The organism is Chryseobacterium sediminis, assembly GCF_008386505.1.
GTDB classification, from domain to species: Bacteria; Bacteroidota; Bacteroidia; order Flavobacteriales; family Weeksellaceae; genus Chryseobacterium; species Chryseobacterium sediminis.
Genome location: NZ_VUNZ01000003.1, coordinates 90,121 through 108,908 on the forward strand (window position 1 = coordinate 90,121; position 18,788 = coordinate 108,908).

Sequence of the window (18,788 nt, forward strand, 5' to 3'; positions counted from 1 at the left end):
TTAAGGTTTTTGGGTGAGTGTATGGAAATAAACGTGTTCCAATAAAGGGGTTACAGAACTGAAATCCTGAGGTGATTCTTCAGAAAATACGGTAATGTGAAGTTCTCTTTCAAGAAGCTGTCTGCTGATGATTTCATAGCTGGAACCATAGGTTTCCAGTTCGGTTTTATCAATAGGTTTTGACCAGATTTTGTTGTCCAGTTCAGCGATTAATTTTGCGGGATTTCCTTTTCTGAGAATCTGTCCGTGGTTCATCACCGCCATTTCTGAGCAAAGGTTTCTGACATCCTCAACGAGATGGGTCGACAGAATAACGATAACATCCTGACTGATATCATTGAGTAATGTATTAAAACGGTTGCGTTCTTCAGGGTCTAATCCGGCAGTAGGTTCATCCACAATGATAATTTTCGGGTCACCCAACAGTGCCTGAGCTACACCAAAACGCTGTTTCATCCCTCCTGAAAAGGTGTGTACTTCTTTTTTAGCAAAATCAGAAAGGTTGACTTTTTCTAGCAGACCCAGAATTTGATTTTTACGTTGGTTTTTATCGGTAATACCTTTCAATACGGCAATATGTTCTAAGAGATCATAGGCGGATACTTTCGGATAAACTCCAAAATCCTGAGGAAGAAATCCAAGATTTTGCTTGATGTAATCGGGATTTTTAATAATATCTACTTCATTGAAAAGCAGCGTTCCCGATGTTGGTTTCTGAAGTCCGACAATGGTTTTCATCAGAGAAGATTTTCCGGCTCCGTTAGGACCAAGCAGCCCGAACATTCCGTTTTTGATGTCAAGAGAAATGTTCTTAATGGCTTGAAAACCATTTTTGTAGGTTAGACTAAGATTGTTGATGGATAATGTATTCATAGCGTTGTGTTTGGGGAATAGAAGGACAGGCCACCTTTCGGTAGCAATTTTAGAGGTTTAAAGTTTAGGGTTTGGAGGGTAGCTGGAAGTTAGATGTGGAATTTTTACACTTAAACTCTCACCGTCTCAAACACTCTTACCCTCAAACTCTCAAACCCAGCAAGTTTACTCTTTAAATTCAAGAATATCTCCCGGCTGGCATTCCAGAATTTTACAGATGGCTTCAAGCGTATCAAAGCGGACACCTTTGGCTTTTCCGGTTTTAAGGATAGAGAGGTTGACGGGGGTGATACCCAGTTTTTCTGCCAATTCTTTACTCTGCATTTTTCGTTTGGCAAGCATCACATCTAAGTTGACTATAATTGGCATTTTAAATAAATAGGTCTTGTTCGTTTTGCAAATGTAGTCCTTGCTTAAAGATATTCGCAAGAAACAGACAGAAAATTCCAAGCATAAAGTGAATAAACACCAGTCCCCATATCATACTTTCTACTTCCACAAAGAAACTCGCGATAATCACCAGTGGAAGCGGGATAAAAATATTGTACAGGTAAAATTTCTTAAGCTGAATGATATTCTCCTGAGTAAACAGTTTATCTTGGAAAAACACTTTGAAAACCCTGGCTGATAACCAGAAAAAGATTCCATAAGTGACAAGGACTGCTATAAAAGAAAATATCATATAGGGATAATTGTTTTCTATATTCAGAAAGGGCTGTTCTGTAAACGGATAATTGATGTGGAGGAATTTTTCCTCTTTGTAAGGGGTAACCGCAAATCCGGTGATAAGACAGAATAGGGAGTATACAAAAGTGATTAAATATCCGGCTGACAATACAGAGCAGATATAAAATAAAATCCTTGAAATAATTTTGGTCTGGTTCATGGTACGAACATTAATTACTATTGCAAATGTATAATTAATTATCGTAAAACAATAATTAATTTAAATAAAATTTTATTTTTTTGAATTTGAGGTTTATTAAAAGATTCAATAGAATAGTGTGATAATCATTGTTTTTAATTAATTTTAAATAACAAAAAAATTGAAATTATGGCTTACAGTACTGCACTTGCCGACCGGGTTCGTGAACGGCTTTCAATGGTAGAAAATGTTGAGATTGAAGAGAAGAAAATGTTCAGCGGACTGTCTTTTCTGGTGAATGGGAAGATGTGTATCAACATCAGCCACGATAATCTGATGTGCCGTTACGATCCTGAGATGGAAGATGAAGTTTCGGAAAGGAAAGGCTTCCTGCCAATGATTATGAAAGGAAAGCAGTTAAATGGATATTGTTATGTAGAACCCACTGGCTTTCAAAAAGCAGATGATTTTGAATATTGGATCAAAATCTGTCTGGATTATAATCCGATGGCAAAGGCTTCAAAGAAGTGAGTGGTGATGTTGGGTTGTAGGGTTGTAGGGTTTGAGAGTGAGAGAGTGGGAGTGTTGGAGTTAAACAATCCCACATTCATAATTCATCATTTATAATTTATCATTATCTCCGTACAGTTTTTTTCTTATTTCAATAAGTATTTTTGTTGTTTTTTCCAGATCCGGGTACTCAGGAAGATTGGATGTAGAATAATGTTTTTCTATTGATTCTATAAGGCTTTCTGCCTTTTGCATTACACTTTCATAAGATTGATTTCCTGCTTTGATGTCTAAGAGTTCGTTACGGTTTTCTACACGGATCGTGAGTGAATTGGTTTTAAAAATCTGTTCACAGGACTGCAGTAATCGGATGGTGTGCATCATGTTCTTGCTGTCGTAATTCTGTCCGTGGGTCTGATTGACATTGTAACGGTCTTCATTGCGCTCAGCTACCCATTTCCAATATTCCCTGTAGTCTTTACAATAAACAGAGTAGGCATCAAGGTTGCAAAATAGATAAGCAACCGGTTTCTCATCTTTAGGAATGGATGATACGGAAACCTGGTTCGCTTCTTCATTCTGAATGATTCCTTTATAGCCCAGCGTTCCCGATTCATCATAAAATAACGAATACATTCCTTTTGTATGATCAATGTTTATTAATCCGCATTTCTCTTGTGATAAACCACCCCGTCCTTCGGACACCCCTCCACAGGAGGGGAATTCATGCAGCCATTTTTTCAAGGGTACAGAACCGTGTCCTTCAAGGATAAAACAGAAATCCAGGATAGATTTTCTTTTTTTGTCGATCGGATTTAAAATCTTTTTATTGAGACCTTTTGCTTTTTTAATCTGTGAAACGGCATAGCCAGCAAAGGTATCTTTACATAAATTTGACAAAAAATCTTTCGTTTTCAATAGATCCATCAGTGGATGTTTATATTGAATACAATCTTCCGGACTTGCCAGAATTTCCAGAATATTAGGATTGTTTTTCTGCAACAATTCTACAAATCTCCCGATTTCATAATACGTAAGATCATTGGTCTCATTGGAAATCTGCGGAATATAGTTCAGTCCAAAGAAATCTTCCTTCGGCAGATAATATACCCCGCGGATATCTGTATCAGAATTCTCCGTTGCCAGCCCAAAAGCCCGGCTTCCGGAAATGGCTTCAAAGAGGAGGAGGTTGCGGGTTTTTAGATCTGAAATAGTCATTTTAATTGTTTTTTAATTGTAAAAAATTAAAACTTTATCTTGTTACTAAGTATAGATATTGTAGTTTAAATTAAAAAATAAGGTGAAAAGTCAATTCCCTGAATGGCTCCAGGAACTGGAAGAACATTATCAGCATTCATAGTTACTTCATATTCATCACATGTTAGCTGTGATACCTTTTGATGCCAGTTTTTCTGGTATTCTTTTTTGATATCTCCCAGTTTTATAAGACAATGCAGTCCGCCATTAGTTTTGATAAATGTGAGACTATCAGGATTAATACAGTTTTCTATATCTTTTTTGAATTGATTAATTGCAACTTGATGATTTCCGATTTTAAAATCAATATCAAGGTCAAAGAAGATTTTTCTTGATGTCGTGGTTTGAATAATATTTAAAGCTAATGCATGAGGATTAATAGCATTATCATTTTGGATCAGTTTATCAGAAATCTCTCTCATCATTAGCAATGATGCTTTATGCAGATCACGTGGATTTGGGGTAATGTACAACGCCAGATTATCCTGAGAAATATTTTCCCCTCCGGATTCATATCTTCCAATAGGAAGTTCAAGCTGACTGATCTTATGAAATAACCTTTCTTTTGAAGATGTAAAACGCTTCAACTGAGATTTATCAGATTTCAATCCTGTTTCGGGATTGTATTTTTTCCTTGCCAGAAGTTGTACGTAATACTGTTCATTGGATTGAAGATCAGGAAGCCAATTGATAAATTCCTTTAATTTTTCTTCATTATATATGATTTTATAATGCATAGATGTTTTCTTTAGTAATTTAAAAATTATCAAGAAACTTTTTTCTAGTTTGTAATATGGAAATTAAAAACTAGAACTACAGAATAATAATTCTAATTTTTAATACAGCTGTTTACAATTACCTCCAATGCTTTTTCAGCATCACATGCATACAATCCGGAACACCAGGCCGGATTTGCTTCAATCAAAGCCCAACCTTTTCCTTTTATAATTCCAAAATCCAGCACAATTGCAGAAGGGAGTGTAGAGGCGTATTTTTGAATAAATAATTCAAAGAAAGCAAGTATATCTTTCTGTTCTTTTTCCGACAGTATATTGGTATCGAAAGTATTGTTTCGCCAATAAGAAGAATATGTTTTAATTTCATTATTTAAAACAAAACATCTTACCTCAAGTTCCCATTCTACAACTTCAGAGGTGAAAACCATGCTTTCCGGATCCAGTGTTTCAAAACCTTTGATATTCGTTACTTTATCGAAAACACCTGCTTTAAAGCTTTTAAAGTCTGAACATTTAATGAATATATTTTCTTCATGTACGAAATCTTTCAGCTTTCCGTAAACAATTTTACGCTTTGTAAATTCTTCTGAAATTTTTGAAAGCCAGTTATCATTAGGTTTTGTTAATGTTAGATTACATTGTTCCGCAACAATTTCTGCATAAATATCCTCACCATATACCGCAATCACGTCCTTACGAAATTCTTCAGGAACGTTCCATTTTGCATTGAAACGGTTTAGCTCATAGGAAGTATTGAGTGATGCTTTCTTCAGGTTATTACTGTCCTCCGTATACATGGGAGAGAGTGCGATTATATTTTTCATGTAATTTTTTTTTCTGTTTTTAATTTTTGTATTAATGCATGCCGTTCATCTTCAGATATACCATCAATAAAAAGACTCCATCCCTCAGGGTATAATCTTGCGTGAATTATATTTATTTCGTTTTTCCAAATACGATGGTACTTGTCAGAACATTCAGCAATAAATTCATAATCTGAGAAATAATCTGAAAGCAAATCAATAGAATCAACCCAATTATTTCCAAGCCCTGGAAGTTTCATATAGTATCTGTATTCTTCAAAAAAAGCCTGTTGTTCAATAAATGTTTCAAATCTTTCAAAATAAGAAAAAAAATTCCAAGATTCACAACCGCAATCTCTTATGAAAACTTCACCATTTTCAGCAATATATAAGCTATCATTAATCGAAAATAAAGTTTGCCCTTTCCACTGGTAGGTATTTACTCCTTTATTTTTTTTTATTTGTTTAGGTGTAAAAATATGAAGTACAGTATCATAAATATTTAATCCAGAAAATTTTTCCTGAAAGCTTATAATTTCAGAAGAATTTTGAAGATGATAAAATCTGAGATGATTTTCTAAAATCCCTAAATCAATTTCATATTCCTTGTTCCTTCCGATTTTTTCAACAAAACATAATGCTCTTTCAGATAATTGCTTCATATTGGTCTGATTTATAGTGCTAATATCTCCCTGAAAACCTTCTCCATCTCTACTTTATCCGCCTTTCCACCTGAAAGGCTCTTTGATTTTTCTTCATTCTCAGCGATTGTTTTCTCCAGAAATTCAAACAGTGCCCAATCGTTCGGATGGTAATAAGATTCTTCTTTGGTTGCTTTTAAGGTGACAAGATCTTCTATTTTCCGTCTGGTTTCATCATCTGTTAAAACAAGCAGATCACTGAATAATACAGGAGGAACAGTCCCTGTTTCTATGATCCATTTTCCTGTTAATGTGGTTCGTAAGCAATAAAAGTAACTTTTTAATTTTACTTCATCACTTCTGCAGGCTTCCAGATATTTCTTGCTCATGCTTAAATAGTGGTAAGAAACTGCTACCGGAGAAAAACAGACATCTGCCAGAGGTCTGAACAGTTCTACAAACTTTTCATCTGCTTTATATACTATTGGTGAATAAAACCAGCTTAGTAAAGCAGCATTCGATTTTAGCAAGAGGTGAAAAGTCTTCCGCAGATCCCAACCGGAACCGTCAAGATCATCTTCAGTCATAAATTCTATCGTTTCATCCTTATCCCAGGGAGAAAGATACCAGTCTTTTTCATGACGGTATATAAAACGTATATCATAATCACTGTCGGGAGAGGCAAAACCCCAGGCTCTGCTTCCTGATTCTACCGCAAGAAGGACTTCTACGCCTCTGCTTGCCTCAACTTCTTTTATTTTTTCAAGTATTTTTGGTGTCATTGTTTTTGATTTATGATACAAAGTAAAGAATGGTGTGCGCAATGTTCTTACGTAGAGTTTTTTGTGTGGGAGAGTCAGAGGGTAATAGAGTGAGAGGGTTTGAGGGTGTGTATCTAACTTCCAGCCTTTATATCATTAATACATTTTACTTTTTACATCGTACACCATACAAAATCCTCCTCATTTCACTAATATTGCACTTTCTCAATTTAACATAACTACATTTAATACCCATGTTATCATCAGAATTACAGCATAAAATTGATTTTAAAACAAAACCACTGGGTGCATTAGGGCATCTGGAACATATTGCCCACAAAATCGGAATGGTTCAGAAAACCACTTCCCCAAAGTTATCGAATCCTCATATGGTAGTTTTTGCGGCGGACCATGGAATTGCCACAGCAGGAGTAAGTGCCTATCCACAGGAAGTTACCTATCAGATGGTTATGAATTTTCTGGGTGGAGGTGCAGCCATCAATGTTTTTTGCAGGCAAAATGGTATTAAGATTAAAATTGTAGATGCAGGTGTCAATTTTGATTTTCCAGAAGGATTGGATCTGGTGAATAAAAAAGTGAGAAAATCCAGTCGTAATATCCTGGAAGAACCTGCCATGACTCCTGAAGAATATCAACAGGCACTTAAAAATGGAAAGGCTGTAGTTAATGAAATTGCCGGAAAAGACTGTAACATTATTGGTTTCGGTGAAATGGGAATCGGGAATACTTCAGCTTCTTCATTGATGATGAGTAAACTATTTGATATTCCTATTACCAATTGTATCGGACGTGGAACGGGACTAAATGACCATCAATTACAGAATAAAATCAGTATTTTAACCGAAGCTATTGAAAAATATCCATCTGAAATGAATGAAGATGAGATTGCTCAAAGCTTTGGCGGATTGGAAATTGCACAAATGATCGGTGCAATAGAAGAAGCGTATCACCATAATATGCTGATCATGGTGGATGGGTTTATTGCGACGGTAGCAGTAGCCACGGTTTGGAAAAAGAATCCTGAAATATTGAACAATTGCATCTTCTGCCATGTAAGCAATGAAAATGCCCACCCTCAGCTTTTAGGACTGATGAGAGAGAAAGCTATTTTAAACCTCAATCTGCGCCTTGGAGAAGGAACAGGCTGCGCATTGGCTTATCCCATTATTCAAAGTGCCGTTAATTTCCTGAACGAAATGTCAAGCTTTGAAGGGGCAAATGTATCAAATAAAGAGTAAATGAAATCCATAAAAAATGAACTGATCTACTTTGCAACAGCATTGATGTTTTTCACAAGAATCCCGGTTCCTTTTACCATTCCCTATTCCAGTGAGATTATGAACAGATCTCAAAAATATTTTGCCTGGGTCGGGTTGGTAATAGGACTCATCAATGCATTGGTTCTTTATCTTTCTACGATGCTTTTTAATCTGGAAATAGGAATTGTTTTAATGATGATTTCCAGTGTTTTACTTACCGGAGCGTTCCATGAAGACGGTTTTACAGATATGTGCGACAGTTTTGGGGGTGGATATGGAAAGGAAAAAATCCTGACTATTATGAAAGACAGTCGGGTAGGAGCGTATGGAACCATTGGAATTATTCTTCTTTTTGCTTTGAAATTTTATAGCATTCACGCTTTGGGAGCTGTTGCTCCATTGAGAGTCTTAGGTATTATTATTTTAGCGCATACGGCAAGCCGGTTTATTTCGGGAACGATGATTTATACTCACCAATATGTTACTGATATTGATGTCAGCAAATCAAAACCTTTAGCCAATAAACCATTAGATGGAATGGCTCTGCTGGTAGGATTTATCAGTGTTGTAATTGCTTTTGCCCTGATTCCTGACTGGCGGTTGATTTTCGCTTTTGCACTGGCTTATTCAGGTAAAATATATATGGGATGGTATTTTAAAAAGCACATTGGCGGATATACCGGAGATTGTCTGGGATCTGTACAGCAGGTTTGTGAAGTTTTATTTTACTTAGGAACAATGATCGCATGGAAATTCATTTAATCCGTCATACCGCCGTAGAAAATCCGGAGAACCTATGTTATGGTTTTGCTGAAATACCTTTAAGAAAAGATTATCCTGAAGATTTTAAAACGCTGGAGATAGATAAGAATTATGATATTATAATCTCCAGTCCTTCTGAGCGTTGTCGTCTTTTGGCTGATTATTTTAATTTTGATTATCAAACGGACGAAAGGCTTCGCGAAATGAATTTCGGAAACTGGGAAATGAAAAAATGGACCGATATTCCGGAAGAAGAAATAAATCCCTGGTACAAAGATTTTATCAATATTAAAGCTTCAGGAGGTGAAAATCTCCTTGAAATGCAGAACCGTGCTCTAAGCTTTTGGAATGAATTGATTCAGCAAAAAGATACCAATAAAATTCTCATCATCACCCATGCCGGAGTCATTCGTCTGATCCTTCAGGAGGTGCTTCAGTTTCCGTTGGAGAATATGTTTAATCTTCAGATTGATTATGGAAAGAAAGTGATTATTAATGTAGATGAAGGAATGTTTTCTGTTAAAAAGATGAATGTATAATCGCAGTAAAAGTTCTTTACTTTGTCATTCCGTAGGAATCCACTCCGTGTTTATTATGAAAATGAATTGCGAAATTACAATTCTGACCAATATCCCATCTGAAGACGTGACAATTCCACTCCCTCGGAGGGTGGTAAAATTCAAAGAATTTTTGACGGGGTGGTTTTCAGCGTTTACTAAGTAAAATCCCACAAAAAAACGCCATCCGATACTATCAGATGACGTGAAAGAATTTATTTAAAAATTCTGATAAAACTATCTTTTTCCAGGCTTTCCAGTGAAAAATCAAAGTCAGCCTCAGACTTTTCTGTCGTAATCTCAGCTCCAAGCTCTTTTACAAGCTCATTGAAAGGCATAGCGTCATACCATTGCTGATATAATGCACTTGTTGCCATCATGGAAACCTGACTATTTCCTGAAACATGAGAATGTCCGGCTCCGAAATTCAATAATACAAAACATTGCTTTTCGTTTTTTGTCACCAGCATTCCCAGAATCATTTGTTTTTGCACAGAATTACATTTCGCTTCAGCAAGGAGATTGTTCGGATTCATCATATAATCGTAAGAAATGTTATCTCCTTTTCCGATCACGATTTTATATCCACAATTTGCCTCTCCGCTGAAAACGTTATTCATGACAAGTGTTGGGGCACATTGGCCTTTGTTGGCGTAAAGATATTCAACGGCACCGTTAGGCGCAGATGTCATATCTCCGGAGTACATCAATTGTCCGTCACCATGATTATAAGCAGCATTCCAACCTATTTTTCCAGCAATATTCAATCCTGAAAGGTCAAGATCATTGGCTCCCCATTGATCTTCCCAATAAATACCTACAGCAAGTCTTTCACCATAAAAACGGGTTCCGGTAGGAATATTTCCTACAAACATTTTTTCAGAAGTTGGCAACGCAAATTCTACATTCTCAGGGAAGTAAAACTTCTTTCCGGAAATGTTTTCAAACTTCAGTCTCAGAAAATCTAAAATAAATTCATAGTTGAACTGATTCACGTAAGTTTCCTTACCCTTTTTAGTCCATGATTTTCCGTTTCTGACTCTATAGACAAACGTATCCTGACCATACATTCTTGAGTAACATGCTGACAGTGCTTTAAACAATGCAAATGGTGTTGCATTTTCCAGCCAATGCCAATCACTGTTTTCCAGTAATGTATTCGTAGCATCATTCAATGGGTTTGAAATCAGTGGCTTGTGGTATACTTTAGAGAGCTTTGAAATTTTATTAATGGCTTTCGGAGCTCTATTTTTATAAGCAAGGAATAAAGGTTTAAATCTATTAAAAATTTCTGCCATTTTTTCCATTCCAAAACTTTCAAACAGATAGGTTGGGTTAAAATTACTTTGCTTAATTAAATCGATCAATTCATCGTTTTTGATTAAAAGCGTTGTATTGGTCGTTTTATAAATGACATAACGGAAAAATTCAACAGGATTCTCAGGATAAATATCATATAGATCAGCTATTTTTATAATGGCTTCCTTATTTCTGATATTTTCTTTTCCTGTGAAATCATATTCAAGCTCCGTATGCAGAATATACAGCAAATCATCAATGGTTTCTTCTTTCAAAGCAATCCCTGACTTTAGGAGAGAAAGGCATTTTTCCTGCATTTCTTCTACTGTATAAGCTTTGATTACTTTAAAAATCAACTTTGTGTCAGGAACAGTCAAAATTTCTTTAGGAATGTAAATTTCACTCTGAAAATTACTTCCATAGGTGGAAATATAATGACGGATCTGTTCAAAAAACAATTCAATTCTGCAAGTGTTCTTTATTTTTTCCCAGGATTTATGGAAAGTTTTATTCAAATCATTTCCATTCAGTTTTTCCTTAGCATAATAAGAGATGATTTCATTTTTTGCCCAAACTGCATTAGGTTCAATAATAAAACCGTCATTAGAAATAAATGGCTCTGCATTCGATTCTCTAGCCAATACAGCATTGAATAATTGTAGTGTTTTCATTGTTTTAATTTTAAAAAAATAAGTGAGGAGTAGATTCATTAAAAGTGAAGGGTATAGGAACTCCTTTTACCTATAGTTTATAAAAAGCGGGGAGTAATTTATCCAAAAAATATAGGAACCCCCTTTGCCTTATAATTTGTAAAAAGGCGGAAAGTAAATCTGAATTATAGGAACTTTCTTTGCCTTAATTTTTTTTAACTAATGAAAAATGAATAAGTTAATATAAGCATTTTCATTACATTGAGGAGCAGACAGGACTCGAACCTGTGACCCACAATCTTGGCGATTTATAGGAACTTTAGTTGCCTGCAGCGAAAAGTAATTTTGTTGCTCTACCATCTGAGCTACTACCCCTGCCGTTATAAAAAGTTTTCATTTACCTTAAGGCTTTATATCCGTAAGGTTTGGTTATTAGTTTTTTAAAACCTTTAAGGTTTGTATTTAAATTAAAATTATGCTTTTCTGAATTTCTTCTTTCTCTTCCATGGTGCATTCTTTTCAACATCTCCGGCCATGATACATCCGTAAGGCAGCACTTCATCCAGTACTTCACAAAGTCCGTATTCCTCAATCTGCGCTCTTACATTCTTAGCACTTTTATAAGCGCTTGGAAGCTCAGAAATATCAACTTCATTAGAGTAGAAACGGATATCCAATCCTTCTGTTTCCTCATTGAAGATTTCCTCAGTTGTTTTATGAGATAAAGATCTTTTATGCTGGCTTCTGCTGAAATTTCTTCCTGCTCCATGCGGTGCAAAACCTATGTTTCTTTCATTTGTTTTTCCCTGCACGATAAGTACTGGTTCTGCCATATTCAACGGAATCAGTCTTGGTCCTGTGATATCAGGCATGAATTTATCATCCAGAGGAGTAGCTCCTTTTGCATGGTAGAACAGGTCTCCATCTTTGAAAACGAAGTTATGTTCGTTCCAATATCTGTTTTCCTTTTCTATTTCCAGCTTGTTCAGCACGGCATCATGAAGAGACGTATGGTTTTCTTTTGTCCATTGTCTGATCAGTTGAAGTGCTTCCCAATAAGATTTACCTTCTTCAGTTTCATAAGGAATCCAGGCGTTCTCTCTCAATGTTTCAGGAGAGATGTCCTGTCTGAAACGGTTGGCGGTCTTCATTCCTTTATCATATAAGGCTGCTCCTGGCGCTCTGGATCCGTGATGGGTTACCATCATTGTATTTCCGGTATTTTTGGAAGTTCCTACAAAAAGGAAGTGGTTTCCGTCTCCCTGAGTTCCCATATGAGAACGGGCAATACTGATCAGCTTTTCATCATTTAAGAATTCATTTTCTCTGAAAGCATCCATCAGTTCCTGAGACATCGGCATCTGCTCACCTCTTGGTCTTCCTCCGTATCCGAAGTGCGTTATAGAATGAGCTGCGTCCAAAACATCTTTAGGATTGGTTTTTCCAAAATCTGTCAGCATTACTGAACAACAGATATCAGCACTATGAAATCCCGGGTGAATGGCATTTTTGGCAATTACGACACCACCTACCGGAATCTGACCTTCAGGACCTGTAGGGCAGGCATCAGGCATGATAGCTCCGCCAATTAGTGTAGGAGTTTTCATCAGTACTTTCATGGTTCTGATTACTTTTTCCACATTATCATTTTCACTTTCGTGTTCTGCACGGATGTTGATCATAAAATCTTTAGCTGTTTCATGAAGCGGAATAAGATCCGGCTGCTTGAACTGTACCAGATATTCTGCAATCTGATGTTCATCCAGATTATTCTCATTGATATAGCTAATGGCATCTTTAAACCATTTTGCTGGTCTATATCCTAATTCGATTAAATGATTTCCATTAAATTCCATTTTGTTTCATTTTGATGATGCAAAGTAATATCATTATTGCGCAATAGTTTTGCGTAGATAAAGAAATTTTAATTATTTTTACAAAAAGTTATAAAAAAGGTAAAAAGCTGATCATATGAATTAGTAAATAAGCCTGAAACAATATAAAACAAAATTAAATCTGCAGTTATGGTACTATTAGAACAATTAAAACATTTCCCGGAAACGATTCAGTTTGGTGATGTTATCGCGTATATTGATGATCATTATGAGTTTACTCCTACAGCTTTTCAAAACGGAGATACAACGAATCAGGCAGGACAAAACAATGGTTCATGTAAAGTCTTCAGCTTCGCAAGCATTCAGGATTTAACAAAAGAAGAAACACTTTGGCTTTTTGGTGAATTTTACAGGGAAGATGTATTGAAAAACCCTGAAGGAACTGATCATCAGAATATCCGAAACTTTATGAAGTTTGGCTGGGAAGGGGTTACTTTTGACGAAAATGCCTTAAAAGAAAAATAACTTTTAGAAAAGAGCAAAATAAATAGGCGAATAGCTTATTTAAAAACACCAATCACTAAACACTAAGGTATGTCATCCAATAAAAACGCTCTTATCCGGTACAAGACACTAGACAAATGTCTTAAAAACAAATACAGGAAATATACGCTGGAAGATCTCATTGATGAATGTTCAGAAGCATTATTTGAATTTGAAGGAAAAGAATCTTATGTAAGTAAGCGGACAGTTCAGCTTGATCTTCAGAATATGCGGAGTGAGAAATTCGGGTATGAGGCTCCCATTGAAGTTTACGAAAGAAAATACTACCGCTACAGTGATCCGGAATATAGTATTCATAATATCTCTGTGAATGAAAGCGACCTGAAGGCCATGAATAATGCAGTTCAGATTTTAAAACAGTTTAAGGACTTTTCTATGTTCAAAGAGATGAATGGTGTTATTCAGAAGCTGGAAGACTCAATTCATGCAACCAATCAAAAATCAATTATTCATCTGGATAAAAATGAACAATTGAAAGGGCTGGAGCATATTGATATTCTTTATGAAAGTATCGCGAATAAAAAAGTGCTGAAGATTCTTTATAAAAGCTTTACGGCAAGAGAATCTAATATCTTTACGGTACACCCGCAGCTGTTGAAGGAATTCAACAACCGATGGTTTCTGATCTGTCTTTATAAGCAGAAAATGTACAATCTGGCTCTGGACAGGATGGAAACTATTGAAGCAGATGAAAGTCTTCCGTATATTGATAAAGATCTGGATGGGGATGAATACTTCAAAGATATTGTAGGAGTTACAGTTGCAGAATCAATGGACCCGAGAAACGTAGTTTTCTGGGTAGATTCAGGAAATGCTCCTTATGTGAAGACCAAACCACTGCACAAAAGCCAGGAGATTATCAGGGAAAATCAGGACGGAACCCTATTTAAAATTTGTGTTCAGATCAATTTTGAGCTGGAAAGATTACTGCTGGGATTTGGTGATAGTCTGATTGTTCATAAACCCCGGAAATTAAGATTGAAAATGGAAGAAAAATTCAGAGCCGGAAGCAAAAACTACCAAAGTCTGATTGTTCCTGATTAAAATTAAATTTCCTGTTCATTTTTATCTTGGCTTGGATATTGCATTATTTATATACAAAAAATTAAGTTTATGAAATCAAGAATATTTAAAGCATTAATTGCGATACTGGCACCCATAGCGATAGAATATATTGTTAAAAAAATATCTGAGAAACTTGATAAAAAGGAAGATCAGAAAGAAAAAGAACCAAAGCAGATTACAGCTTAAACGTACAAGTAGTTATAATTTAAAATTATTGAAAAGAGACTGTCATAAATAGGTACAGTCTCTTTTTTTGTTGTTAGTGGATATTTTTTGTTGAACGCTGAAAACCACCCCGTCAAAAATTCTTTGAATTTTCGCCAACCCTCCGGAAGAGGGGAATTTTTGTGCCTTCAGCTTGATATTGGTGAGGGTTGTAATGTTGGAAAAAAGAAGACTGGATTCCTCCGGAATGACAAAGTGTATGGATAAACTAAGCGTTGTAATTGTCATTCCGGAGGAATCTAAACCGTTTTATTTAAAAACTTAAGTATACTTCTTCACTATGTAGTAGTAACTTAAATAACTTAAATGTTCAAACACTTTTGTGACTTTTGTGGTTTCACAGATCACACAAAATCATAAATCCCATCCTTCCATCCCAATACTTTAGAAGAATCCGCTTTAAGCCAGTTTTTCAGGATTGTAGCATATACTTTTCTGAAATCTTCTTTATAGATCAGGTCTCCGTCATTCAGATTCTGTAGATCAGGAAGAGCATTTAATATACCTTTCTTTTTAAGGTTTCCGCTGATAAAAAACATCTGGTTGGCTGTTCCGTGGTCCGTTCCGTTGCTGGCATTCTGAGCCACACGTCGACCAAATTCCGAAAATGTCATCAGCAGAATATTATTGAAAAGTCCATTGCTTTTCATGTCAGCAACAAATGATTTTACAGCTTCATTGATGTCATTGAATAACTTCTTTTGTCTGTCATTTTGATTCACATGCGTATCAAAACTTCCGATCGAAAGATAATAAACTTGTGTATTGATATCAGATTTTATTAAAGAGGCTACGGTCTTAAAGTCTTTTCCCAGTTGAGAATTAGGATATATCTGTTCTGTTTTTTTTGCTTTACTTTTTTCAAAGATATAATCAGCATTATTAATCGTAGAACCCAGAGTCTGATAAAGATAAGAAACGGTTTCATCATCGTGATGATGGTCGTAGAGAGATTTGAAATACTTTTCCTGACTGGTTTGGTAGAGTCTTTTAGGATCTTTAAAGGCAAACGCTTTATTGTTTTCTCCTTTTAAGGCAAGACTTAGCATATCATCCACTTCCAGTGCCTGAGTAGGATGGTCGCAGCGGTAGCATTCTTCATCCAGAAAACGTCCCAGCCAGCCTGTTTCCAGAAACTGATCACTTCTGCTTGCCGACTGCCAGATATCCATGCTTCTGAAATGGGATTTGTCGGGATTTGGATATCCTACATTATTCATTACAGAAAGTTCTCCATTATCAAAAAGCTCTTTAAAATAGGATAGGGACGGATTGATTCCTGCTTCATCAGTCAGCGGTATGGAGTCCTGAATTGCCAACGTTTTCCTTTCTCTGAAATAAATATCATTTTTAGCCGGAATAATCGTATTCAAACCATCATTTCCCCCTGTAAACTGAAGGACTATCAGAATGTTCTGATTGGGATTCAGAGCTTGATCCAATGTCATGGCCTTTAAGAAATTGGGCATCAGCATAGAAGCCGTTGCCAGGGAACTTATTTTGAGGAATTCTCTTCTTTTGATTAGCATAATTTTGTTTTTAGAGTAAAAGAGGCAATAGGTGGCAGATGATAGGTTTCAGGTTGCAGGACTGTGCTATATTTTACTAATATTTGTTTTTACAAAACTTTTATAGAATTAAATAGTAAATAAAAGGCTGTAAATCTAAACTACGACTATTACCTATTACCTATTACCTATTACCTATTACCTATTACCTGCAACCTAAAACCTCCTACCTAGCTTAACTGGTATTCAGGCGTAGACATCAGGTTGATGACATTCATTTTTATACTCCTGTCAGAAAAATTCTTTACAGAGTTCATATCGAGGCTTTTTGAATTCTGAAGGAGATAATCTTCACAATTTTTATTGACGAAAATTTTTTCAATACGTTCCCAATCGATAGTAATATTGGGGTTTTTAAAGCTCTTGTTTAAAGCTGTTTCCCGGGATTTCATTCCCATATCGATATCATCATCCTGTCGCGGGCTGTATTCCAAAGGCCGTAGTCCGGACCATATCTGTGGAATCTGAAGTCTCACCATTAAGGTAGAACTGTCGATCCATGCTTTTCCATTCGGCCATCCCGCTACATTAGGCGGATAAAGCAACATCTGTCCCAGTAATTTCTGATAGACGATGAGGTTTTCAGGGTTCTGAATATGCATAGGAAGTATTCTCATCATACCCGCCATTAGTTCTACAGGCGATTTTATCCGGTTACCAATATTCTTCTGATCATAAAACCAGGTGCTTGAAAATATTTCAGTCATCAGTTTTTTAATATCATATCCTGAATTGTAGAAATTTGTACTCAGTTTACTGACAATATCCTGATCTACTTTTTCATTAACGAAAAATTTATAAATCTTCGTTGTAATGAACTCTGCGGTCACTTTTTGTTCCAAGATGATATTTAAAACATCACTTCCGTCAAGGGTCCCTGTTTTTCCTAAAAAGGTCTTTGTGCCTTCATCATGAAGGTTTTTCCTTTCTCTGAAATTGCCTTCTTTATCATAACTCCATCCTGTAAAGGCTCTGGCTCCTTCTTTTACATCTTTTTCAGTATAATTACCTCTTCCCATGGTAAACAGTTCCATGACTTCACGGGCGAAATTCTCATTAGGATGATCCTTTTTATTCTGCTGATTATTCAGAAAGTTAAGCATAGCCGGAGACTGGCTTACTTCAAAAAGCAGATCTTTAAAATTTCCCAGTGCATTCTTTCGGATAGTATTTAAAAGCTGTTTGTTAAACCTTGGATTGACTACTCTTGAGGCGAAATGTCCATGCCAGAAAAAAGCCATCTTTTCCCTCATCTGTTCCTTACTGTTTACGATTGTATTCAGAAAATTGAGATTCAGTTCATTATTTTGCTCCCTGTTGAGCCGCTGCATTTCCTTTTTCTTTTCTGCGGGGGCTGTACTGTTCATGTAATCTGCTGCCGAATCAAGATCGGGTGTGTCATAGGTGATCTCACTGAAGCTGTCCTCGTTCAATAATTCAGCCATTAAGGTTTTAGTACTTTTATTTTTCAAATCATCAATTTGATGAATGCCAATACCAAAACCTGCCCGCCAGAGAAGATGCTTGTTTTTTACTAATGAATCAGCTGTCATGAGGAATTTATTTTTTTGATATGCTTTGAAGAAAAAGGTTAAAATAATAACGGGTTAAGGTTTGTTAATATTGTTGGATGGCTGGAATCAGGAGGCTGGAAGTAATATCCTTTCTTTTTCTTCTTTAATTCACTTTTTGAGGGCATTTTTTTTGATAATTTTTGTTAAACAAATATTTAAATTTTGTTAAAAATAATATGTTGATATTCATTGTTTTATGGTTTTTAATGATGTTAAAATCAAAGAAAAACCCTTGCTTGGCATGATTTTTACATCCTCTTGTTTAGTAAAATTAAAAAATTAGAGTTATGAAAATGTTTAAACAAGCAATAGTACTGGCTGGTATTTTAACAGCAGGTATAGCAAGCGCCCAAAGTTCACAGATGAATAATATGATCAAAGTAGGTGCAAATGTTGGTTTAGCAGTTCCCGCAGATAATCTTTCCGCTGCTGTAGGAGTGGATGTAGCTTACCAGAACCTGATTACACCAGGATTTGGATTAGGTATCGCATCAGGATATACTCACTACTTTGGAAAAGAAAACAACGGATATAAAAATAATGATGTAGGAGTAGTTCCTGTAGCTGCTTTAATCAGAATTTATCCAAAACAAACAGGATTCTATTTCGGAACAGACTTAGGGTATGGTTTCTTAGTAGGAGATAAAACAGTAGCATCCAACACTAATGTTGAAAGAGCAAGCGGAGGTTTCTACCTTAAACCGGAGATCGGTTACCACAACAGAGACTGGAATTTCTTCGTACAATACCAAAAGGTTTTTGTAGGAACAAAAGGAGATTTACCGGGCCAGGACTATAATGTGGGGAATATCGGTGTAGGATTCGGTTACAATATTCCATTAGGAAAGTAGTTAGATTTAATATATAAACAATTATTAACCAAAACCTTTTCACGAAAGTGGAAAGGTTTTTTTGTTCTGTGCAGGATTTACAAAAACAATTATTATATTTGGTAAAATTTG

20 protein-coding genes and 1 tRNA gene are annotated in these 18,788 nt (G+C 35.8%); 8 read left to right on the forward strand and 13 right to left on the reverse strand.

All coding sequences use genetic code 11. The features are described 5' to 3' along the window. The 3 genes from FW780_RS15770 to FW780_RS15780 form a co-directional block, all read right to left on the reverse strand. Complete coding sequence (locus FW780_RS15770) at positions 1-873, reverse strand: ABC transporter ATP-binding protein (RefSeq protein ID WP_149834467.1); 873 nt, start codon at positions 871-873, stop codon at positions 1-3. A 165-nt stretch (positions 874-1,038) separates the two neighbouring features. Beyond that, complete coding sequence (locus FW780_RS15775; RefSeq protein WP_002980904.1) at positions 1,039-1,242, reverse strand: helix-turn-helix domain-containing protein; 204 nt, start codon at positions 1,240-1,242, stop codon at positions 1,039-1,041. A gap of 1 nt (position 1,243) precedes the next feature. Next, the gene (locus tag FW780_RS15780) at positions 1,244-1,759 is read right to left on the reverse strand and encodes a DUF2975 domain-containing protein (RefSeq protein WP_149834470.1); all 516 of its coding nucleotides are present in this window, start codon (positions 1,757-1,759) and stop codon (positions 1,244-1,246) included. 168 nt (positions 1,760-1,927) lie between these two features. Here FW780_RS15780 and FW780_RS15785 point away from each other — a divergent pair, with 168 nt between their 5' ends. After that, positions 1,928-2,269 (forward strand): TfoX/Sxy family protein, encoded by a 342-nt coding sequence (locus FW780_RS15785; protein WP_149834473.1) that lies wholly within the window; start codon positions 1,928-1,930, stop codon positions 2,267-2,269. Between the two features lie 90 nt (positions 2,270-2,359). Here the strand turns inward: FW780_RS15785 and FW780_RS15790 are convergent, their stop codons facing one another. The 5 genes from FW780_RS15790 to FW780_RS15810 form a co-directional block, all read right to left on the reverse strand. Beyond that, the gene (locus tag FW780_RS15790; protein WP_149834476.1) at positions 2,360-3,466 is read right to left on the reverse strand and encodes a nucleotidyltransferase domain-containing protein; all 1,107 of its coding nucleotides are present in this window, start codon (positions 3,464-3,466) and stop codon (positions 2,360-2,362) included. A 65-nt stretch (positions 3,467-3,531) separates the two neighbouring features. Continuing rightward, a complete protein-coding gene (locus FW780_RS15795; protein WP_149834479.1) occupies positions 3,532-4,242 on the reverse strand; it encodes a tunnelling fold family protein in 711 nt (236 codons plus the stop codon). Between the two features lie 92 nt (positions 4,243-4,334). Further along, on the reverse strand, positions 4,335-5,066 hold the full coding sequence (locus tag FW780_RS15800) for an ATP-grasp domain-containing protein (protein WP_149834481.1): 732 nt from the start codon (positions 5,064-5,066) through the stop codon (positions 4,335-4,337). Next, on the reverse strand, positions 5,063-5,707 hold the full coding sequence (locus tag FW780_RS15805) for a hypothetical protein (RefSeq protein WP_149834484.1): 645 nt from the start codon (positions 5,705-5,707) through the stop codon (positions 5,063-5,065). The genes FW780_RS15800 and FW780_RS15805 overlap by 4 nt, the downstream gene beginning before the upstream one ends. An 11-nt stretch (positions 5,708-5,718) precedes the next feature. Continuing rightward, positions 5,719-6,468, reverse strand: coding sequence for a nucleotidyltransferase domain-containing protein (locus FW780_RS15810; RefSeq protein WP_149834486.1), 750 nt, complete (start codon positions 6,466-6,468; stop codon positions 5,719-5,721). 233 nt (positions 6,469-6,701) lie between these two features. On the opposite strand from FW780_RS15810, the gene cobT reads away from it, so the two are divergent. From cobT to FW780_RS15825, 3 genes are read left to right on the forward strand one after another with little or no spacing between them, the layout of a single operon-like run. Continuing rightward, a complete protein-coding gene (cobT, locus tag FW780_RS15815) occupies positions 6,702-7,706 on the forward strand; it encodes a nicotinate-nucleotide--dimethylbenzimidazole phosphoribosyltransferase (protein WP_149834488.1) in 1,005 nt (334 codons plus the stop codon). Then, complete coding sequence (locus tag FW780_RS15820; protein ID WP_149834490.1) at positions 7,707-8,489, forward strand: adenosylcobinamide-GDP ribazoletransferase; 783 nt, start codon at positions 7,707-7,709, stop codon at positions 8,487-8,489. It begins immediately after the preceding gene. Continuing rightward, positions 8,474-9,028, forward strand: a complete 555-nt coding sequence (locus FW780_RS15825; protein ID WP_149834492.1) for a histidine phosphatase family protein — start codon at positions 8,474-8,476, stop codon at positions 9,026-9,028. The genes FW780_RS15820 and FW780_RS15825 overlap by 16 nt, the downstream gene beginning before the upstream one ends. 233 nt (positions 9,029-9,261) lie before the next feature. On the opposite strand, the gene FW780_RS15830 is transcribed toward FW780_RS15825, so the two are convergent. From FW780_RS15830 to FW780_RS15840, 3 genes are all read right to left on the reverse strand, one after another. Beyond that, on the reverse strand, positions 9,262-11,016 hold the full coding sequence (locus FW780_RS15830) for a hypothetical protein (protein WP_149834495.1): 1,755 nt from the start codon (positions 11,014-11,016) through the stop codon (positions 9,262-9,264). 243 nt (positions 11,017-11,259) lie between these two features. Continuing rightward, positions 11,260-11,370: transfer RNA gene (locus FW780_RS15835), tRNA-OTHER, on the reverse strand. A 98-nt stretch (positions 11,371-11,468) separates the two neighbouring features. Then, the gene (locus tag FW780_RS15840; RefSeq protein ID WP_149834498.1) at positions 11,469-12,851 is read right to left on the reverse strand and encodes an RtcB family protein; all 1,383 of its coding nucleotides are present in this window, start codon (positions 12,849-12,851) and stop codon (positions 11,469-11,471) included. A 168-nt stretch (positions 12,852-13,019) separates the two neighbouring features. Between FW780_RS15840 and FW780_RS15845 the strand changes: the two genes are divergently transcribed. The 3 genes from FW780_RS15845 (at position 13,020) to FW780_RS22470 (ending at position 14,645) form a co-directional block, all read left to right on the forward strand. After that, on the forward strand, positions 13,020-13,355 hold the full coding sequence (locus FW780_RS15845; protein WP_149834501.1) for a HopJ type III effector protein: 336 nt from the start codon (positions 13,020-13,022) through the stop codon (positions 13,353-13,355). A gap of 69 nt (positions 13,356-13,424) precedes the next feature. Further along, positions 13,425-14,438: a helix-turn-helix transcriptional regulator gene (locus tag FW780_RS15850; protein WP_149834502.1), complete on the forward strand. Its 1,014-nt coding sequence runs from the start codon at positions 13,425-13,427 to the stop codon at positions 14,436-14,438. 69 nt (positions 14,439-14,507) lie between these two features. Next, positions 14,508-14,645: a hypothetical protein gene (locus tag FW780_RS22470; protein ID WP_164723343.1), complete on the forward strand. Its 138-nt coding sequence runs from the start codon at positions 14,508-14,510 to the stop codon at positions 14,643-14,645. Positions 14,646-15,028: 383 nt separating this feature from the next. Here the strand turns inward: FW780_RS22470 and FW780_RS15855 are convergent, their stop codons facing one another. Then, a complete protein-coding gene (locus FW780_RS15855) occupies positions 15,029-16,213 on the reverse strand; it encodes a DUF1501 domain-containing protein (protein WP_149834505.1) in 1,185 nt (394 codons plus the stop codon). Positions 16,214-16,422: 209 nt separating this feature from the next. Then, positions 16,423-17,805 carry a DUF1800 domain-containing protein gene (locus tag FW780_RS15860; RefSeq protein WP_149834508.1) on the reverse strand — a complete coding sequence of 461 codons (1,383 nt, stop codon included), beginning with the start codon at positions 17,803-17,805 and terminating at the stop codon, positions 16,423-16,425. A gap of 308 nt (positions 17,806-18,113) precedes the next feature. On the opposite strand from FW780_RS15860, the gene FW780_RS15865 reads away from it, so the two are divergent. Next, on the forward strand, positions 18,114-18,677 hold the full coding sequence (locus FW780_RS15865; protein WP_047377098.1) for a membrane protein: 564 nt from the start codon (positions 18,114-18,116) through the stop codon (positions 18,675-18,677). Positions 18,678-18,788 lie beyond the last annotated feature (111 nt).